The sequence below is a fragment of the Rhodococcus sp. 06-1460-1B genome (genome assembly GCF_002258475.1).
Lineage (GTDB): Bacteria > Actinomycetota > Actinomycetes > Mycobacteriales > Mycobacteriaceae > Rhodococcoides > Rhodococcoides fascians.
Genome location: NZ_NOYS01000036.1, coordinates 52697 through 70635, shown reverse-complemented (window position 1 = coordinate 70635; position 17939 = coordinate 52697). Strand labels below are relative to the sequence as shown.

The 17939-nt window shown below is 64.2% G+C and carries 19 protein-coding genes; 2 read left to right on the top strand and 17 right to left on the bottom strand.

Features of this window, described 5'->3' with window-relative positions:
• Positions 1–441 precede the first annotated feature (441 nt).
• Positions 442–1125 carry a pyridoxamine 5'-phosphate oxidase family protein gene (locus tag CH268_RS21715; protein WP_094665863.1) on the bottom strand — a complete coding sequence of 228 codons (684 nt, stop codon included), beginning with the start codon at positions 1123–1125 and terminating at the stop codon, positions 442–444.
• 92 nt (positions 1126–1217) lie between these two features.
• On the opposite strand from CH268_RS21715, the gene pdxR reads away from it, so the two are divergent.
• Positions 1218–2621: a MocR-like pyridoxine biosynthesis transcription factor PdxR gene (pdxR, locus tag CH268_RS21710; protein WP_255182470.1), complete on the top strand. Its 1404-nt coding sequence runs from the start codon at positions 1218–1220 to the stop codon at positions 2619–2621.
• On the opposite strand, the gene murA is transcribed toward pdxR, so the two are convergent.
• Positions 2614–3867 (bottom strand): UDP-N-acetylglucosamine 1-carboxyvinyltransferase, encoded by a 1254-nt coding sequence (gene murA / locus CH268_RS21705; protein WP_027497895.1) that lies wholly within the window; start codon positions 3865–3867, stop codon positions 2614–2616. The genes pdxR and murA overlap by 8 nt on opposite strands.
• Positions 3868–3920: 53 nt before the next feature.
• Between murA and CH268_RS21700 the strand changes: the two genes are divergently transcribed.
• Positions 3921–4514 carry a cob(I)yrinic acid a,c-diamide adenosyltransferase gene (locus tag CH268_RS21700; protein ID WP_094665862.1) on the top strand — a complete coding sequence of 198 codons (594 nt, stop codon included), beginning with the start codon at positions 3921–3923 and terminating at the stop codon, positions 4512–4514.
• A gap of 19 nt (positions 4515–4533) precedes the next feature.
• On the opposite strand, the gene CH268_RS21695 is transcribed toward CH268_RS21700, so the two are convergent.
• The 15 genes from CH268_RS21695 to prfA form a co-directional block, all read right to left on the bottom strand.
• On the bottom strand, positions 4534–4971 hold the full coding sequence (locus tag CH268_RS21695) for a DUF2550 domain-containing protein (protein WP_027497897.1): 438 nt from the start codon (positions 4969–4971) through the stop codon (positions 4534–4536).
• A 29-nt stretch (positions 4972–5000) separates the two neighbouring features.
• Positions 5001–5360, bottom strand: a complete 360-nt coding sequence (locus CH268_RS21690; RefSeq protein WP_027497898.1) for a F0F1 ATP synthase subunit epsilon — start codon at positions 5358–5360, stop codon at positions 5001–5003.
• A 30-nt stretch (positions 5361–5390) separates the two neighbouring features.
• Complete coding sequence (gene atpD / locus CH268_RS21685) at positions 5391–6839, bottom strand: F0F1 ATP synthase subunit beta (protein WP_027497899.1); 1449 nt, start codon at positions 6837–6839, stop codon at positions 5391–5393.
• Positions 6840–6842: 3 nt separating this feature from the next.
• Complete coding sequence (locus CH268_RS21680) at positions 6843–7814, bottom strand: F0F1 ATP synthase subunit gamma (protein ID WP_032365582.1); 972 nt, start codon at positions 7812–7814, stop codon at positions 6843–6845.
• Between the two features lie 52 nt (positions 7815–7866).
• A complete protein-coding gene (gene atpA, locus CH268_RS21675; protein ID WP_032365581.1) occupies positions 7867–9510 on the bottom strand; it encodes a F0F1 ATP synthase subunit alpha in 1644 nt (547 codons plus the stop codon).
• Between the two features lie 88 nt (positions 9511–9598).
• Positions 9599–10426 carry a F0F1 ATP synthase subunit delta gene (locus CH268_RS21670; protein WP_027497902.1) on the bottom strand — a complete coding sequence of 276 codons (828 nt, stop codon included), beginning with the start codon at positions 10424–10426 and terminating at the stop codon, positions 9599–9601.
• Positions 10427–10434: 8 nt separating this feature from the next.
• On the bottom strand, positions 10435–11004 hold the full coding sequence (locus CH268_RS21665) for a F0F1 ATP synthase subunit B (RefSeq protein WP_027497903.1): 570 nt from the start codon (positions 11002–11004) through the stop codon (positions 10435–10437).
• A gap of 7 nt (positions 11005–11011) precedes the next feature.
• A complete protein-coding gene (locus tag CH268_RS21660) occupies positions 11012–11251 on the bottom strand; it encodes an ATP synthase F0 subunit C (RefSeq protein ID WP_008715092.1) in 240 nt (79 codons plus the stop codon).
• A gap of 78 nt (positions 11252–11329) precedes the next feature.
• Positions 11330–12055, bottom strand: coding sequence for a F0F1 ATP synthase subunit A (gene atpB / locus CH268_RS21655; RefSeq protein ID WP_027497905.1), 726 nt, complete (start codon positions 12053–12055; stop codon positions 11330–11332).
• Positions 12056–12496: 441 nt separating this feature from the next.
• Positions 12497–12928, bottom strand: a complete 432-nt coding sequence (locus CH268_RS21645) for a hypothetical protein (RefSeq protein WP_045840958.1) — start codon at positions 12926–12928, stop codon at positions 12497–12499.
• Positions 12929–13022: 94 nt separating this feature from the next.
• Positions 13023–14231, bottom strand: a complete 1209-nt coding sequence (locus CH268_RS21640) for a glycosyltransferase family 4 protein (protein WP_027497907.1) — start codon at positions 14229–14231, stop codon at positions 13023–13025.
• An 18-nt stretch (positions 14232–14249) separates the two neighbouring features.
• On the bottom strand, positions 14250–14912 hold the full coding sequence (locus tag CH268_RS21635) for an L-threonylcarbamoyladenylate synthase (RefSeq protein WP_027497908.1): 663 nt from the start codon (positions 14910–14912) through the stop codon (positions 14250–14252).
• A 66-nt stretch (positions 14913–14978) separates the two neighbouring features.
• Positions 14979–15863, bottom strand: a complete 885-nt coding sequence (gene prmC / locus CH268_RS21630; RefSeq protein ID WP_094665861.1) for a peptide chain release factor N(5)-glutamine methyltransferase — start codon at positions 15861–15863, stop codon at positions 14979–14981.
• 34 nt (positions 15864–15897) lie between these two features.
• Positions 15898–16692 (bottom strand): SHOCT domain-containing protein, encoded by a 795-nt coding sequence (locus tag CH268_RS21625; RefSeq protein ID WP_094665867.1) that lies wholly within the window; start codon positions 16690–16692, stop codon positions 15898–15900.
• Positions 16693–16798: 106 nt separating this feature from the next.
• Complete coding sequence (gene prfA, locus CH268_RS21620) at positions 16799–17875, bottom strand: peptide chain release factor 1 (protein WP_027497911.1); 1077 nt, start codon at positions 17873–17875, stop codon at positions 16799–16801.
• Positions 17876–17939 lie beyond the last annotated feature (64 nt).

Genomic DNA, 17939 nt, shown 5'->3' with positions numbered 1-17939 from the left:
CACAAGCGGATGGCTGATACATCGAATGCTTTCACCAAATAAAATTCGGCACTGACATTCATCGACACACTGTTGAGTTCTCAAAGAACACGCACACACTCGAACCCCACGAACACACACGCCGTCGGCCTCAAGGGCAACTGTTCCAGCCTATCCCAGCTTGGTCTCGGACACAAGGCCCGACTCTTGGGGGATAAAACCTGCCGAGCCACACGTCCAACCTCGTTCACCCAGTCCGTGAAGACCGGGTCGGTGTCCGTCGCTCTGACTCGACAAAAGTTACGCCACCAACCCCACACACGCAAATCGGCAGGTGAATCGAGTTACCGCCGGCATCTGCCCAGGTCGGAGGAGCCGCGCGCATGGGTGCCTCGCATTCGGCCGACATATCCCCGCGTGTGACGCCAGCCATATCTTGCGAACAGTCGACAGAAATCGGTTTCACACGCGGGACAACGCCAGAACGTGGTCGGGCACACCGAGGTTCGGTTCCACATCTTCCCCACGCTCTGCAGTGCCGACGTATTCACCGGTCGGAATCACACCCGCCCACACGTCACCTGCGGCAATGTCGGCCTCGTCGTCGATCGGTCCGCCGGTCCGCGCTTTCACCGATGCTTCGTACAGCGGAAGCGCCAACACGCTCGTCGCCGCAAGCTCTTTCCTCGTATGCGCCCGCAGATGTGTGCTTCTACCCGGAACGACCTGATCGACTATGGCGTCCAATGCCCGTGCCCGTTCGTCCTCGTCCTCCACTCGACGTGGCCGTCCCACGATGACGGCGCTTCGATAGTTCATCGAGTGATGGAACGCGGACCGGGCCAGAACCAACCCGTCGACGACCGTGACCGTCACGCAGATGTCCTGATCAGGCGCCTCCACCAGGCTTCGAGAGGCGACCGAACCATGGAGGTACAGGGTTCCCGCCCTGTCCGGCCCCTCCGGATCCAGGCCGAACACGGTCGGGAGCACACGTGGCACGTTCCCCACCAGTACCCCCATATGACAGAGGCGAGCCGATCGGAGCACGTCGAGCAACGCCGTCCGCTCCGACTGCGCACGCTGCCGACCTCGGACCACGGTGGTTCTGGATGTTGGGGACAGAAGTGTTTCGTCGGCCGTCATGCCACCAGAGTGCCGCCCCGTTGGCTCACTGTCATGGTCCAATAGGGAGCAATAACGCTAGGCCACTTTCTGCCATGAACAGGTGACGCACGATGACCTTGCCGCCGAATGCCCTGTCGATCGCGATCGATCGAGCCGACCACCGCACGTTGCCCGTTCAGGTAGCCGACGGTATCCGGGCGGCAATCGATCGCGGCGAGCTCGAGCCGGGCGTCCGATTGCCAAGTACCAGAGCACTTTCCGTCGAAATGGGTCTGGCTCGTGCGGTGGTGGAGAAGGCGTACGAGCAGCTCGTCGCCGAAGGATGGCTCGAGGCACGTCGCGGATCCGGCAATTACGTCCGAGATGTTCGGCATGCCGTTCGGTCGGACCACAGGCTGCACCGAGCACAGGAAGGCCCACCCACTACTCAGCGCATTTCGCTGCGCCCCGGAATACCGTGGACTCCGCCTCGCGCATCCGATGCGTGGAAGCGGGCATGGCGAGACGTCGGTGGCTCTCCCCCACCGGGCGACTATCCCGATCCGGCCGGCTCACTCGACTTGCGCAAGCGCCTTGCAGACTTGCTCGGCCGTGCACGCGGGCTGCACACCACCGCGGATTCGATCGTCGTCACCACGGGCAGCATTCACGGTCTGGACCTGGCACTGGGTGCCCTCTCTGCAAACGTCGGCGTCGAACATGTTCTCGCACTGGAGAATCCGGGATACCGAGCTGCTGCTGCCCTCGCTACACACCGCGGGTGGTCCGTTCACGACATCCCCGTCGACCGCGAGGGCCTCGTCGTCGACGAGCTCGAATCGGTTCCTCACGGCACCCCGGCCGTTTACGTCACTCCCTCACACCAGTACCCCACCGGCGGACTCTTGCCCATCGGTCGTCGGCGCGCCCTGGCGGACTGGGCACGAAGTAGCGGAACCACCATCATCGAGGACGACTACGATTCCGAATTCCGTTACGGCATAGCACCTTTGACGACGGTCACCGAGCTCGTTCCGGACCGTTCCGTCTACCTGGGAACGGTATCGAAGACGCTGGGTGCCGGCGTACGCCTCGGATGGATGGTGGCTCCCCCGTCGATGGTCGAGCGCATCACCGACACACGTCGCGCCATCGGCGACTTCCCGTCGGTTCCCGTCCAGCAGGCCATGACCTCGCTGTTGCGGGACGGCGAATGGGACCGGTCCGTACGCACGGCACGTCGGATCTATCGGGCACGTGACCGCGTCGTCGCCGCTGCGCTGGCGCCATTCGGCGAACTTCGGGGCGTCGGTGCCGGGCTGCACACGGTGCTCGTGCTCGACGCAGACGTTGCACGCGATATTGCAGCCGACTGCGCGGACAACGGGGTCGATTTGCCGACACTCGCACATTCGACGCGATCGCCGACCACCGATGGTGGCATCGTCATCGGCTACGGGTCGGTGGCGGACGATCGATTCGAGCGCGCGCTCCGGGTGCTGGTCGACGCTCTCGAGAAGAGGTCGGTCAGCTGACCCGCTCGATGCTCCCGCCGAGAGCGGTCAGGTTTTCCACGAATCGCGGATAGCCCCTGTCGATGTGGAACACGTCGTGCACTTCGGTCGTACCGTCCGCCACCAGCCCGGCCAGGACCAGCCCGGCCCCAGCTCGAATGTCCGAAGACCACACCGGCGCGCTGGAGAGTTGGGGAACACCGCGGACCACAGCATGGTGGCCATCGGTACGCGCATCAGCACCCAGTCGGATCATCTCCTCGACGAACCGGAAGCGTGCCTCGAACACGTTCTCGGTGATCATCGACGTCCCGTCGGCGACGGTTGCGAGCCCGATAGCCATCGGTTGCAGATCCGTGGGAAACCCGGGGTACGGCAACGTCGCAAAGTTCACTGCTCGCGGCCGTTCGTGCTGAACGACGCGGAAGCCGTCCGGTTCGCTGGTCACCTCGGCACCCGCAGACCGCAGCTTGTCCAGCACGAGCGACAGGTGCTTCGGGTTGACCCCACGCACGCGAACGTCCCCGCGCGTCATCGCGGCCGCGATTCCCCACGTAGCAGCGACAATTCGGTCGCCGATGACGCGATGAGTCGTCGGCTTCAACGCGCTGACACCCCGGATGGTGAGGGTCGAGGTGCCTGCGCCCCGGACATCGGCACCCATCTCGTTGAGCATGTTGCACACGTCGACGATGTCCGGTTCGCGTGCCGCGTTGTCGATCACGGTCTCACCGGTAGCGAGCACAGCCGCCATCAGGATGTTTTCCGTCGCTCCCACAGAGGGGAAAGCCAACCTGATGTTCGCGCCGCGCAACTCGTCGGCTTCCGCAACGACGCATCCGTGTTGAATTTCGCTGCGCGCCCCCAGCAACTGCAGTCCGGACTGGTGCATATCCAGCGGACGCGACCCGATGGCGTCACCGCCCGGCAATGCCACCACCGCTCGCTTGCACCGCGCGACGAGAGGGCCGAGGACACAGACCGACGCTCGGAACTGGCGAACAGCCGCGAAATCGGCGTGGTATTTCGGCATGGCCGGGGTCGTGATGTGGACGACCGAGCCGTCGAGCTCCACCTCGCACCCGAGTCCGCGCAGCACCTCCGCCATCAGCGGAACATCCAGGATGTCGGGACAGTTGGTGATCGTGCTGGTTCCCTCGGCGAGCAGGGCCGCGGCCATCAGCTTGAGGACGCTGTTCTTCGCACCACCGACCGCCACCTCACCCACGAGGCGATTACCACCGTTGACCAAAAAGCGTTCACTCACTTCGACAGCGTAGCCAGCGGTACCGACCGGCACCCGCGCGGTACCGTAGCGGCATGGCCGTTCACCTCACACGCATCTACACCCGGACCGGCGACGACGGGACCACGGGATTGAGCGATTTCTCGAGGGTCTCCAAGAACGACGAGCGGCTGATCGCCTATGCAGATTGCGACGAGACCAACGCGAGCCTCGGAGTCGCACTGGCACTGGGAAATCCGAGTGAATCCGTGCGGACCGTCATCCGGACCGTTCAGAGCGATCTGTTCGACGCCGGTGCCGACCTCTCGACGCCTGTCGTCGACAATCCGGAATACCCACCGCTGAGGATCGATCAGAGTTATGTCGACCGCCTCGAAGCCTGGTGCGACGAATTCAACGACGAGCTACCGGCGTTGACGTCGTTCATCCTGCCCGGCGGAACACCTCTGGGAGCGCTGCTGCACGTCGCGCGCACCGTGGCTCGGCGCGCGGAGCGGTCGGCCTGGGCAGCGGTTCACGCCTCCCCGGAAACCACGAGCGATCTACCGGCCAAGTACCTCAACAGGCTCTCGGATCTGCTGTTCATCCTGAGCAGGTACGCAAACCCGGAGGGCGACGTGCAGTGGGTACCCGGAGCGAGCCGCTCGACAGGTACCGATAGCGACTGATTTCCGGCAAGCGACTCGTTCAGGCCGCCGGCCGACGGCGGCGCGAGCGCCCCGACGGGCGTGACTCCACCCAGGACAGGAAAGCGGTCAACGCACTTCTGTCCAGTGCCATTTCGTACTTCTTGCCGTTGTCCGACAACTCCAGCACAGCGATGTCCGGAGTCATGATGTCGAACTCGGTGTCGCGGGGGGCCCGTCGGTCCCCCACCTGAACGTCCTGTCTACCGAGCCGATGATCGGGCCCGGGCCGCAGACTGGACAGTTTGAAGAACACCAACGTGTTGTCGCCGTACCGAATGATGCCGTGTCGCCAACCGGCACCGCCCTCGGACGGCAGCACGCGCATGATCGCTGCCGTACCACCTCGCCGCAGCACTGCAAGACGATACGCAAAAGCCGCGACGAGCCCTGCGAGCAGCACAACCAGAATGATCAGAGCAATCAATCCGGAGTGCATCGCAGGTCTCGTCGCGGCTTCTCGTGAACCTAGGACCGCTCGACAGCGCGGATACGTCCCTTGGCCACCGCAATGGCCTCGAGGTCGTCGCCGTTCTCTGCCACTACAGCCCGTGCCGATTCGACATCGATGTCATCGGCGAAATCGGCGGACTCCGCCAGCACTGTGACGGTCTTACCCGTCACCGACAGGAAGCCACCGTGCACCGCAGCGATGATCTTCTCGCCGTCGGTCGTCGTGATCGACACCGTGCCCGCCTCGACCAGCTGGCCGAGGACAGGCTCGTGGCCGGCCATGATGCCGATCTCACCTTCGGTGGTCTGAGCACTGACGATGGTCGCAGTACCGGACCACAGCTTCTGCTCCACAGCGACCAGGGAGACCTCCATGCCGCTCTTCTCGGAAGAAGTCACGTCGGTCTACTTTCCGGCCATCTTCTTCGCGGCTGCCTCGACGTCGTCGAGACCACCACAGCTGTTGAAGGCCTGCTCGGGAAGGTGGTCGTACTCACCCTTGGTGACCTTGTCGAACGCCTCGATGGTGTCCGAGAGGGACACGACCGAACCGGCCTCGCCGGTGAACTTCTCGGCAACGATGAAGTTCTGGCCGAGGAACTTCTGGAGACGGCGTGCGCGGCCGACCAGAACCTTGTCCTCTTCCTGAAGCTCGTCCATACCGAGGATGGCGATGATGTCCTGCAGCTCCTTGTACTTCTGCAGGATGCGCTTCACCTCGTTGGCGACGCGGAAGTGCTCGGCACCGACGATGCCGGGCTCGAGGATGCGCGAGGTCGAGCTCAGCGGGTCCACAGCGGGGTAGATACCCATCTGCGAAATCGGACGCGACAGTTCGGTCGTCGCATCGAGGTGCGCGAACGTCGTGGCCGGAGCCGGGTCGGTGTAGTCGTCGGCGGGGACGTAGATCGCCTGCAGCGAGGTGATCGAGCGGCCACGGGTCGAGGTGATGCGCTCCTGGAGCTCACCCATCTCGTCCGCCAGCGTGGGCTGGTAACCGACGGCCGACGGCATACGACCGAGAAGGGTCGACACCTCCGAACCTGCCTGCGTGAAGCGGAAGATGTTGTCGATGAACAGCAGCACGTCCTGGCCCTGCACATCGCGGAAGTACTCCGCCATGGTCAGTGCCGACAACGCCACGCGCATACGCGTGCCGGGCGGCTCGTCCATCTGTCCGAAGACGAGGGCGGTGTCCTGGAGGACGCCCATCTCTTCCATCTCGAGGTGAAGGTCGGTGCCCTCACGAGTACGCTCGCCGACTCCTGCGAACACCGAGGTGCCCGAGAACTCGCGTGCGATACGGGTGATCATTTCCTGGATCAGCACGGTCTTGCCGACACCGGCACCACCGAACAGACCGATCTTTCCGCCCTTGACGTACGGCGTCAGCAGGTCGATGACCTTGATGCCGGTCTCGAGGATCTCGGTCTTGCCCTCGAGCTGATCGAAGGCTGGTGGCTTGCGGTGGATGCCCCACTGCTCGCCGTCGCGGCCGAGTCCGGGGGTGTCCAGGCAGTCACCGAGGGCGTTGAACACGTGGCCCTTGACGACGTCACCGACGGGAACCGAGATCGGCTTGCCGGAGTCGACGACAGCCGTGCCACGGACGAGGCCGTCGGTGGGCTGCATCGAGATGGTGCGAACCAAGTTGTCACCGAGGTGCTGTGCAACCTCGAGCGTCAGGGTCTTGGCCACGGTCGGCAGAGTGATCTCTGCGTTGAGGGCGTTGAACAGTGCGGGAATCGAGCCGCGCGGGAACTCGACGTCCACAACGGGGCCGATGACCCGAACGACACGGCCGGACTGTGTGTCCGCTCCGCTCGCGTTCTCTTGGGCTACTGCTGCGGTCATTGCTTAGTCACTTCCTGCGCTGTCGGCCAACGCGTTGGCGCCACCGACGATTTCGCTGATTTCCTGGGTGATCTGGGCCTGCCGAGCCTGGTTGGCCTGACGGCTCAAGGTCTCGACCAATTCGTTCGCGTTGTCCGTCGCTGCCTTCATGGCGGTACGACGCGCCGCGGACTCCGACGCTGCTGCATCGAGCAACGACGCGTAGATCCTGGTGCTGATGTACTTGGGCAGCAGCGCCGAGAGCAGAGTGCCTGCCTCCGGCTCGAACTCGTACTGTGCCTGCACATCCGCGGTCGGTGAGTCGGTCAACGCGTCCGCACCCATCTCGAATTCCTCGTCGGTGTACGAGATTTCGAGTGGTGCCATCCGGCGAACTTCGGGCTTCTGCGTGAGCATCGACACGAAGCGGGTGTAGACGATGTGCAACTCGTCCACGCCCTCGACGGTGCCTTCACCGTTGGGAGCGTCGACATCGGTGCCCGAACCCGCCATGAACAGCTCGACCAGATGCTTACTGGCCTTCGCTGCATCGGCGTATCCGGGTTCCTGCGAGAATCCCGTCCAGGCACCCTTCACGTCCCGCTCACGGAACGTGTAGTAGCCCAGGCCTTTTGCGCCGAGCACGTAGATGACCGGGTCCTTGCCCTCGGAGCGCAGGAGCTGGAAGAGCTCCTCCGTTTCCTTGAGGACGTTGGAGTTGTAGCCACCGCACATACCGCGGTCACTGGTCACGACCAGGACTGCGGCACGCTTGGGCTCGGGTCGCTCGTTGAGCAACGGGTGATCGAGCGAGCTCGATGCACTCGCCAGTGCGGAGAGCACCTTCGTGATCTCTTCCGCGTACGGCTTCGATGCGGCAACGCGGGCCTGTGCCTTGGTGATTCGCGAAGTTGCGATCAACTCTTGCGCTTTGGTGATCTTCTTCGTCGAGTTGACCGACTTGATACGGGAGCGAAGCTCGAGAATGCTTGCCATCTAGCTGTTCACGCTCCCTTCTGTGCTCGTCATGTCACCTGTCATCGCCGGCCTACTTGCTGACTGTCTTGCGGGTGACGTTGACCTGCTCCTGGCTGACCTCGTCGGCGTTCAGAGTGTCTGCCTCGGCCTCGTTGACGACGCGGTTGCCGTCCGAGTCCACGAAGCCGGCCTTGAACTTCTCGGTCGCTTCGGTCAGTGCCTTCTGGTTGTCGTCGTCGAGAGCCTTGCCACCGGCAATGCTGTCGTAGACGCCGCTTGCGTTGCGGTGCAGATCTTCGAGCAGCTCGGTCTCGAAGCGGCGAACATCGCCGACCGGAACGGAGTCGTACGTGCCCTGGCCTGCGAGCCAGATCGAGACGATCTGGTCTTCGACGGCCACCGGTGCGTACTGATCCTGCTTGAGCAGCTCCACCAGGCGAGCGCCGCGCTCGAGCTGCGCCTTGGACGCTGCATCGAGGTCGGACGCGAACGCCGAGAAGGCTTCGAGCTCACGGAACTGAGCAAGCTCGAGACGAAGGGATCCGGAGACCTTCTTCATGCCCTTGGTCTGTGCAGCGCCGCCGACTCGGGAAACCGAGATACCGACGTTGATGGCGGGACGGACGCCCTTGTTGAAGAGGTCCGATTCCAGGAAGACCTGGCCGTCGGTGATGGAGATGACGTTGGTCGGGATGTACGCGGAGACGTCGTTGGCCTTGGTCTCGATGATCGGCAGTGCCGTCAACGATCCGCCACCGAGCTCGTCGGACAGCTTCGCCGAACGCTCCAGCAGGCGGGAGTGCAAGTAGAAGACGTCACCGGGATATGCCTCGCGGCCCGGCGGGCGACGCAGCAGCAGCGAAATCGCGCGGTAGGCCTCGGCCTGCTTGGTCAGGTCGTCGAACACGATCAGGACGTGCTTGCCCTGGTACATCCAGTGCTGGCCGATGGCCGAGCCGGTGTACGGAGCGAGCCACTTGAAGCCGGCCGAATCGGACGCGGGTGCGGCGACGATGGTGGTGTATTCGAGTGCGCCCTGCTCTTCGAGTGCAGCCTTGACGCCTGCGATCGTGGAGCCCTTCTGGCCGATGGCGACGTAGATGCAGCGAACCTGCTTCTTGTCGTCGCCGCTCTCCCAGTTGGCCTTCTGGTTCAGGATCGCGTCGATGCAGACCGCAGTCTTGCCGGTCTTGCGGTCGCCGATGATGAGCTGACGCTGGCCGCGGCCGATCGGGGTCATGGCGTCGATCGCCTTGATGCCGGTCTGCAGCGGCTCCTCGACGGGCTGGCGCTCGAGCACCGAGGCAGCCTGCAATTCGAGGGCGCGGGTCTCGGAGGACTCGATGTCGCCGAGGCCGTCGATGGGCTTGCCCAGCGGGTCCACGACACGACCGAGGTAGCCGTCGCCCACGGGGACCGACAGCACGTCTCCGGTGCGCTTGACTTCCTGGCCTTCTTCGATGTGCTCGTAGTCACCGAGGATGACGGCACCGATTTCGGTGGCATCCAGGTTCAACGCGACACCGAGGACTCCGCCCGGGAACTCCAGGAGTTCGTTGGACATCGCCGACGGCAATCCGGACACGTGAGCGATTCCGTCGCTCGTGTCCGTAACCGTGCCGACCTCCTCGCGGGAAGACTCCGGTGAGTAGCTCGCGGTGAAGTTATCGATCGCGCTACGGATCTCGTCGGAGGAGATCGTCAGCTCCGCCATAGTGTTTCCTGCTCTTCCTTCGAATGATCGCGGTATGAAAAGCCTCGAATGCCGAGGCAATTCTTCTCGTTACTGTGTCCGTGTCGGACTATTTGAGCGTCTTTCGCAATGCAGCGAGGCGGCCTGCCCCGCTACCGTCGATGACCTCGTCGCCGATACGAACGACAAGTCCGCTGAGCAGTTCGGTATCGACCTCTACGTGCACCGTGACCTGCTTGCCGTACGTGCGGGTCAAGGTTGCGGTCAGCTTTTCGAGCTGACTGTCGCTCAGTGGGGCTGCGCTGCGTACGTGTGCAACTGCGCGGTCGCGCTGTTCGGCGGCCAGATCTGCCAGTCCGTTCAGAACGTCGGCGGGTGCCGCCTTCCGTGGACGCGTGACGGCCTGCACCGCGAGCGCCTCGGTGACCGCGGTGACCTTGCCGTAGAGCAGACGACCCAGCAGTTCGCGCTTGGCCTGTGCCGGCTTGGAGCGATCCGACAATGCCTGCTCGAGCTGCGGGTTGGCAGCCACGATGCGGCCGAGCCGGAACAGCTCGTCCTCGACCGTGTCCAGCTGGTCCTGATCGGCAGCAGCGCGGAGCAGAGCTTCGCGTCCCAGCTCGACCAGCGAGTTCAGCAGGTCACGGGCGGTGGACCAGCTTTCGCCGGCCGCAGCCTTGACAATGGTCGCCGTTGCGCTCGACACCTGGCCGGAGAAGACCTCTCCGGCCAGAGCGCTTCGTCGATCGCCCTCGACCGAGGAGTCGGCGAGAGCGGTACGCAACGTGCGCTGCGCGTCGAGAGTCTCGACGACGGCGAACAACTCGGCACCGGTCTGAGCGGCGACGGCCGTTGCCTCGCCGCCCGACGCGGACCCCAGAGCTTCGTGGGCGACCGACCGTGTGCGGGCGAGCGCCTCACGAGAAGTTGCGTACATGGTTCGACTCACTTTCCTGATGCGGAGTCCGCGGTGACGGAATCCAGCTCGTTGAGGAAGCGATCGATCGAACTGGAACGCTTCGCGTCATCGGAGAGCTGCTCTCCGATGACCTTCTCGGCGAGTTCGACGGCCGTACGTCCGAGGTCGCCACGAAGTTCGGTGACGATCTGCTGACGCTGAGCAACGAGCTGACTGTGGCCTGCGGCCACGATCCGATCGCTCTCTTCCTGCGCCTTTTCCTTCATCTCGGCGAGAATCGCCTGTCCCTGGGTGCGCGCTTCCTCGCGGATCTGCGCAGCCTCGGAACGAGCGTCGGCGAGCTGAGCGTGGTACTGCTCGAGAGCAGCCTTCGCCTCCGCCTGTGCCTGCTCGGCCTTCTTGATTCCGCCTTCGATGAGCTCGGAACGCTCGGAGAGGACCGTCTGGAAACGCGGTACGACGTACTTCCAGAACAGGAAGCCGATGATCACGACACAGACGATCGACCAAACGATGTCGTATGTTGCGGGCAGCAGCGGGTTCTGGGATTCCTCCCCCTCCGCCCCGGCTGCGAGCAGCGTTATCGCGTTTGTCATCGCGCTCTCAGAGAATGAAGCCGGCGACGAGGCCGATCAGGGCGAGGGACTCGGTGAATGCAATGCCGAGGAACATGGTCGTACGGAGCTGACCGGCCAGCTCGGGCTGACGAGCGGTCGCTTCCATGTTCTTGGCGACGACGAGGCCGAGGCCGATGCCACCACCGATCGCTGCGAGGCCGTAGCCGATGGCGCCGTATCCGCTGGCGGTGATTTCCTGCGCCTGGGCCAGAACTTCAAGGCTCATTCGGTTTTCCGTTCCCTTTCTTCGGTCCACATCCGGGTGTCGGAGGTGGCGGTGTAGCTAGTTCGGTCTGTTGGTCGGTCAGTGCGAGTCGGCGTGCAGCGACAGATCGATGTAGATCGCCGTCAGCAGCGCGAAGATGTATGCCTGCAGGAAGATCACGAGCATCTCGAACATCGTGAACAGGAAGCCCATGATCAGCGAGGGTGCGGCGAAGATCTTCAGGCCGGCGGAGGCCTCGAAGAGGAAGAACTGCGTGGCGCTGAAGAACAGCACGAGCATGATGTGGCCGGCGAGCATGTTGGCCAGCAGTCGCACCGTCAACGTGAACGGGCGAAGCACGAAGTTCGAGATGAACTCGAGCGGGATCAGCAGCACGTGCATGGCCTTCGGAATGCCCGGGATCACGATCGTGCCCTTGACGAACTTGGCTGCACCGAACTTCTTCACACCGGCGTAGACGAACGCGATGTACGCGACTGCGGCCAACACGATCGGCAGACCGATGCGGGCGTTGGCCGAGATGTTCAGGAACGGTATGACCGCGCTGAGATTCACCGCGAAGACCGTGAAGAAGATCGTCATGATGACGGGCAGGAAACGACGTCCCTGCTCCTTGCCGAGGACGTCCTCGGCCACGTGGATCCGGACGAAGTCGAGAGCGATCTCGGCGACGTTCTGGATTCCGCGAGGAACGATCTTGGGGCTGCGCAGAGCGATCAGCATGAAGACGATCAGCAGAGCCGACATCAGGATGCGGATGAGCATCAGCCGGTCGAGCTCGAACGGGGTTCCCTCGAACAGCACCGCGGGAGGAAAGAAATCGGATAGTGACGGCGGATGGAACTCCGCAGCCAGAGTGGTGACGCTCAGCGGTCTCTCCCGTGTTCGGGCCGCAACCGAGTAACGGCTGCGGTTCGATCGGACAATGACGATCTATCAAGTCGACGAAAATCGGCTCGCAATCGTCAGAGGCTGAGGCCCGGTCTTCATCGGCCAAGCGTCTGTCGGGTGTCGGCGACTCACGTCGACTCGGCAACTCTCAGGGCGAAACCCTACGTTGCCGAAGTCTGTGACTCCGGGCCTACTGTAAGGAAGCTCACGCTGATGGTTACCTGCGGGGGTCCAGTCCGGGGAAAAAGTCTCTTTCGTCCCGGTCTTGCCCATCGCTTGATGCAAACTTTATCAACAGAACTACGACGTTGTGTAGGCGGCCCTCAGCTTAACCGATTACGACAGCTTGTCGTACTACGACTTGTCGGGGTTCCCGTCGGCAGGAACGCTGTCGACGTAGCCCACCTTCGTCTTGACGACACCGAACACCTCCGCGCCCAGGACCACCACCAGAGCCCCCAGAATGGTCAGCCCGAGCGAATATCGGTTGTAGAAGTCCGCATCCTTGAGTGCCACGAGCACGATCAGCGCGATGACCATCTTGACCAACCACCCACCGAGCAACAGCGCTCCGACCGCCGACGCGGGAAACCGCGTGGTCAGAGCCACCGACAGCGCGGTCGTGATGACGAACCCGCCCCCGATGGCCACTCCGATGATCGATCCCCACAATCCTGGAGTTCCCGCAGCAGCAACCGAGATCCCCACGCTCACCACCGTCAGTACCACCAGGCCGATGAGGCCGTAGCGGACCGCGGCACGAAGCGGTGCGAATTGGTCGGGCATGGGCTGCGGGGTGAAGGTCACAGTTGTCGAGAGTACCCAGTCGCACCCGGTGGCCGGCACCAGCCGGGACACGACCGAAGAACCACCGAGCCGATCAGCGGCGTCGGACACCCCGGCGTTCGGATCCGGGCGATCGATCCACCCGCAGAGTGGGCACAGCCGTGACGACGAGCGCGAACACCAGACCGGCAGCGACGAGGAGCACCACGATGCGCCGGTCGAGAAGTGAGGATCCGACCGCACCGAACGCGAGCACACCGACCCAGAGGTAGATCACCAGGACCACCCGTCGATGCGAGTGGCCGATCTGCAGGAGTCGGTGATGGAGATGCATCTTGTCGGGGCTGAACGGACTTCGCCCGGCCCGAGTGCGGCGAACGACGGCGAGCAATAGATCGAGTATCGGAATGAGCATCACGGCACCGACCAACAGGAGCGGCGACAACAGACCCAGCAGATCGCGTGGACCGTAGGCCGTCAACGGAATGCGCCCCGAGGCACTCGTCGAGATCGTGGCCAGCGTCAGCCCGATCAACATGGACCCCGAATCGCCCATGAAGATGCGCGCCGGTTGGAAATTGTGCGGCAGAAATCCCAGGCAGGCACCGGCCAGCGCCGCCGCGATCAAGGCAGGTGGGTAGACGCCGACGTCGCCCCCCTGTTCCTGCAGCAGGCCCACCGAAAAGATGCAGATCGCGACCGACGAAATGAGGCCGAGTCCGGCTGCGAGCCCGTCGAGGCCGTCGACGAAGTTCATCGCGTTGACGATGACGACGGTGATCAGAACGGTCACCAGTCCGGCCTGAAGCTGGTCGAGCACCAAGGTGCTGCCCGGTTGGCCGGGCTCGCCGCCCCAGGGCTGGTAGAGCACAACCCAGCTCACACCCATGATGACCAGGACGCCGGCCGCCGTCACCTGGCCGACGAACTTCGTCAATGCGTCCAGACCCCAACGGTCGTCGATGACGCCGACCAGCACGATCACGAAGCCTGCGACCAGCGCAGCCGGAATGTCGCGGTTGTAGGCGACATCGAATCCGCGGGCCAACGCGGGCAGCTGCGAGGCGAACAGCAGCGCGGCGAGCATGCCGGCGTAGATGCCCACTCCCCCGAGTCGCGGGGTGGCCTGCACGTGGACGTCACGATCACGAGGAATGGCGACGGCACCGAACTTGATCGCGGCCACTCGAACGCCGCCGGTGGCGAAGAACGTGACGACAGCGGCCGTCAGGAAAACAAGCAGCAGCTCGCGGATCGGAACGCCTGCGCCCAGATTCGACTGGGCAAGCACCTCGACGCTCATGCGGAACGGACGGGCATGTCAGGACGCTCCTGGGACCAGGCTTTCGGCGGTGACACCGAGAACCTCGGCAATCTGCTCCGTGGGAATGGCACCGACCCGCAGGATTCGTGCGTGCTCACCGGTCAGGTCCACGATGGTGGAGGCCACCGCGTGGTCGGCCGGCCCCCCGTCGAGATAAACCGCTGCAGATCCACCGAGTTGTTCTCGCGCCTGCGTCACCGTGGTGGCGGGCGGACTTCCCGAAATATTTGCACTGGACACCGCCAGCGGACCTACTTCACGAAGGAGCTCGAGCGCGACCGGGTGCAGCGGCATCCGCAGCATGACGGTTCCCTGAGCATCACCCAGATCCCACGCCAGCGACGGTGCCTGCTGGACCACGATGCTCAATGCGCCGGGCCAGAAGGCTCGAATCAGATCTCGGGTCCGCGGCCGGACGCTCTGCACCAGGCCGTCGATCGTGTTCCACGAACCGACAAGGACCGGGACTGGCATATCGCGTCCCCGCCCCTTGGCGCGCAGCAGGTCGGTGACCGCGCTGCCGTCGAACGCATCGGCGGCGATCCCGTAGAGCGTGTCGGTGGGCATCACGACGAGTCGACCGGATTTGAGGGCACCGCGCGCTGCGGTCAATCCGGCAGCCCGCGCATCGGCTTCACGGCAGTCGTAGACGGTACTCACTCCGCCTATCCTTCCACCTTCGGTAACGAAGTGATGTCAGGTGCCGCCGGCTTGCCGCCCTGCCGCTCAGGCAGAGGGCGGCGTCGCCCGTGCCGCCACGACGAAGCGGGGTCGGCCGGCCAGGTCCGGATGCTCGGTGACCTGGGTGAAGACTCGTCGCCGAGACAACAGGGCAGCGACGCCCTGCCCGTTCGAGTCGTCGTGTTCGATGGCGACTCCGCCGCCGACACGCAGCCACCGCGCGATGTTGCCGATCATCGGCTCGATGACCGACAACCCGTCCTCGCCGCCGAAGAGCGCGATGTGCGGATCGTGGTCGAGTACCTCCGGATCGAGCTCCGCCCCGTCCGGAATGTACGGCGGGTTCGCGACGATCATGTCCACCGAGCCGTCGAGGTCGGTCAACAGCTCCCGAGAAGTGACGTCTCCGTGATGCAACGTGATCGGCGAATCACCCTGGTCGGCACGCAGATCCGCGTTGCGCCGGGCCCACGCCAACGCCGACGGATCGAGCTCGACGGCGTGCACGACGGCATCCGGGCGTGCGTTCGCGATGGCCAGCGCCAGCGCGCCCGACCCCGTGCACAGGTCCAGCACCACGGGCGGGTGATGGCCGACGTTCTCGAGAAAAGCGAGCGCCCACGCCAACAGCAATTCGGTTTCAGGACGTGGAACGAACACCCCGGGGCCCACCTCGACATCGATATTTCCCAAGGACGTCGTTCCCGTGATGTATTGCAGGGGAATACGTTTCGCGCGCTGCTCGACTGTTCGGAAGTACGCCTCGACGAGCTCGGGCTCCACCAACGGCACCAACCCCAGCCGACCGCGTTCGACTCCGACGAGGTGCGCGGCGAGTAGCTCCGCATCCACCCGAGGGCTCGGCACACCGGCGGCCTCGAGCATCGACGTCGCTTCGAGGATGGCTAGGCGTAACGGCTTGCGGCTCACTTCTACAGACTGCCACGGCGGTCCGACACCGGACTCACAGCCGCCCCAGCAGCTCCGACTTCTTTGCGAAGAACTCGTCGTCGGTCAGAAATCCCTTCGCATGCAGACCGGCGAGCGCCTCGATCGCAGCGGTGATGTCCGAGATGTCGACACCGGTGTGAGCAGGTGAACCCGACTGCGCAGACGCGAAGTTCTGTGCCGCCGGCTGCGGCTGCTGCGAGGAGGGCATGTTCTGCGGTGGCGCGTCGGCGGACCGTTGGTCGACGCGCGGCAGACTTGCCGCGGTGAACGTGCCGTACTGGCTGGTGAACTCCACCGAACCCGGACCCCCACCCTGCTGCTGTTGCACTCCGCCGATGGAGTGATCGAGGGTGTCGTACACCGCCAATTCCCCTCCCACGAGGACAGCGAGGCGACGAGATGCTGGAAACACCGCATACTGCGATCCGTTCTGGCCACCGCTCGAACTCGGCGAACCCAGATCCGACGGCCACCACGATCCCCCGCCGAAGGAAGTGCCGCCGAACGATCCCGTACCGGCATCTCTCGGCGGATAGACCTGATGCTGCGCCAACACCGCGGACAGATCGCGGCACAAACCGTCGACCCGACTCTTGAGGCCGTGATCGAACATGTTGCCCACCATCGTCATACCGCCGCGCATCCACTGCCCACTGCCGCCGAGCTCGGGAATGTTGAACTGCGCCATGGTGCCGCGGCCGTTGTTGACGGCGTCGAGCATGGTGCGGACCGCGTCGGTGGACACCCCGTAGCGGGAAGCGAGCTCGGTGACGGCGTTCTCGCCTGCTGGGGTCAAGGCCTGCTTCATCTCGGGTGTGCCTTTCATGGCGCGCGGGCGGGTCGAATCCGATCGCCAGGGTATCTCGACATTCGTTCGATCAGCAGCGCGAGAACCGAAAACGGTTGGCGCGCAGCTACTCTGCTTGCATACGTGCGTCGCGGTCGGCCTTGGCGAGCGCGTCGAGCAGTGCATCCATGTCACCGTCGAGCAGAGCGTCGAGGTTGTGCGCTTTGAATCCGATGCGGTGATCGGTGATGCGGTTCTCGGGGTAGTTGTACGTCCTGATCCGCTCCGAGCGGTCGACGGTACGCACCTGACTGGCTCGGCCGGCCGAAGCCTCTTCGTTGGCTGCTTCCTCCGCGGCCGCCTGCAGACGCGCCGCGAGCACCTGCATCGCACGCGCCTTGTTCTGCAACTGCGATCGCTCGTTCTGACAGGTGACGACGATGCCGGTGGGCAAATGGGTGATGCGGACAGCGGAGTCGGTGGTGTTGACACCCTGACCGCCCTTGCCGGACGAGCGATAGACGTCGATGCGCAGATCGGTTTCGTCGATCTGCACTTCCTCGACCTCGTCGGGCTCCGGATACACCAGAATGCCGGCCGCGGAGGTATGCACGCGTCCCTGCGATTCGGTGACCGGCACCCGCTGCACGCGATGGACGCCACCCTCGAACTTCAGCCGCGCCCAGACGCCGTCGAGCGGATCCTTGGTCTTGATCGACAACGTCGCGTCCTTGTAGCCACCCAGGTCCGAGACGTTCGCGTCGAGAACCTCGACTCGCCAGCCGCGGCGTTCGGCGTAGCGCACGTACATCCGCGCCAGGTCGGCCGCGAAGAGCGCCGACTCCTCGCCGCCCTCACCCGACTTGACCTCCATCACGATGTCGTCGCCGTCGTGCGGGTCGCGTGGTGCCAGAAGATCGGTCAGCGTCTGTTCCAGGTGCAGAACTGTTGCCTCGAGCTCGGGAATCTCTGCGGCGAACGACGAATCGTCGGCGGCGAGTTCACGTGCGGCTTCGAGGTCGTCCTGAGCGGCGGTCAACTTGGTGTGCGCCGACATGATCGGTGCCAGCTCGGCGAACCTCTTGCCTGCCCTGCGCGCTGCGGACGGGTCGTTGTGCAGGGCGGGGTCGGCCAGTTGCTGCTCGAGGCCGGAGTGTTCGGCGAGGATGTCGTCGATGGCCGAAGGCTTGTCTGTTCTCGCCATGGTGACGACTCACTCTCCGAACGGGTGAAACCGGGTGTGGACACAAAAAAGCCGACGCCCGCCC

Bases quoted from the DNA above. Each gene is read 5' to 3' on its own strand.
- CH268_RS21715 (WP_094665863.1), bottom strand. From the start codon at position 1,125: ATGACGGCCGACGAAACACTTCTGTCCCCAACATCCAGAACCACCGTG.
- pdxR (WP_255182470.1), top strand. From the start codon at position 1,218: ATGACCTTGCCGCCGAATGCCCTGTCGATCGCGATCGATCGAGCCGAC.
- CH268_RS21700 (WP_094665862.1), top strand. From the start codon at position 3,921: ATGGCCGTTCACCTCACACGCATCTACACCCGGACCGGCGACGACGGG.
- CH268_RS21695 (WP_027497897.1), bottom strand. From the start codon at position 4,971: ATGCACTCCGGATTGATTGCTCTGATCATTCTGGTTGTGCTGCTCGCA.
- CH268_RS21690 (WP_027497898.1), bottom strand. From the start codon at position 5,360: ATGGAGGTCTCCCTGGTCGCTGTGGAGCAGAAGCTGTGGTCCGGTACT.
- atpD (WP_027497899.1), bottom strand. From the start codon at position 6,839: ATGACCGCAGCAGTAGCCCAAGAGAACGCGAGCGGAGCGGACACACAG.
- CH268_RS21680 (WP_032365582.1), bottom strand. From the start codon at position 7,814: ATGGCAAGCATTCTCGAGCTTCGCTCCCGTATCAAGTCGGTCAACTCG.
- atpA (WP_032365581.1), bottom strand. From the start codon at position 9,510: ATGGCGGAGCTGACGATCTCCTCCGACGAGATCCGTAGCGCGATCGAT.
- CH268_RS21670 (WP_027497902.1), bottom strand. From the start codon at position 10,426: ATGTACGCAACTTCTCGTGAGGCGCTCGCCCGCACACGGTCGGTCGCC.
- CH268_RS21665 (WP_027497903.1), bottom strand. From the start codon at position 11,004: ATGACAAACGCGATAACGCTGCTCGCAGCCGGGGCGGAGGGGGAGGAA.
- CH268_RS21660 (WP_008715092.1), bottom strand. From the start codon at position 11,251: ATGAGCCTTGAAGTTCTGGCCCAGGCGCAGGAAATCACCGCCAGCGGA.
- CH268_RS21645 (WP_045840958.1), bottom strand. From the start codon at position 12,928: ATGCCCGACCAATTCGCACCGCTTCGTGCCGCGGTCCGCTACGGCCTC.
- CH268_RS21640 (WP_027497907.1), bottom strand. From the start codon at position 14,231: ATGAGCGTCGAGGTGCTTGCCCAGTCGAATCTGGGCGCAGGCGTTCCG.
- CH268_RS21625 (WP_094665867.1), bottom strand. From the start codon at position 16,692: ATGAAGCAGGCCTTGACCCCAGCAGGCGAGAACGCCGTCACCGAGCTC.
- prfA (WP_027497911.1), bottom strand. From the start codon at position 17,875: ATGGCGAGAACAGACAAGCCTTCGGCCATCGACGACATCCTCGCCGAA.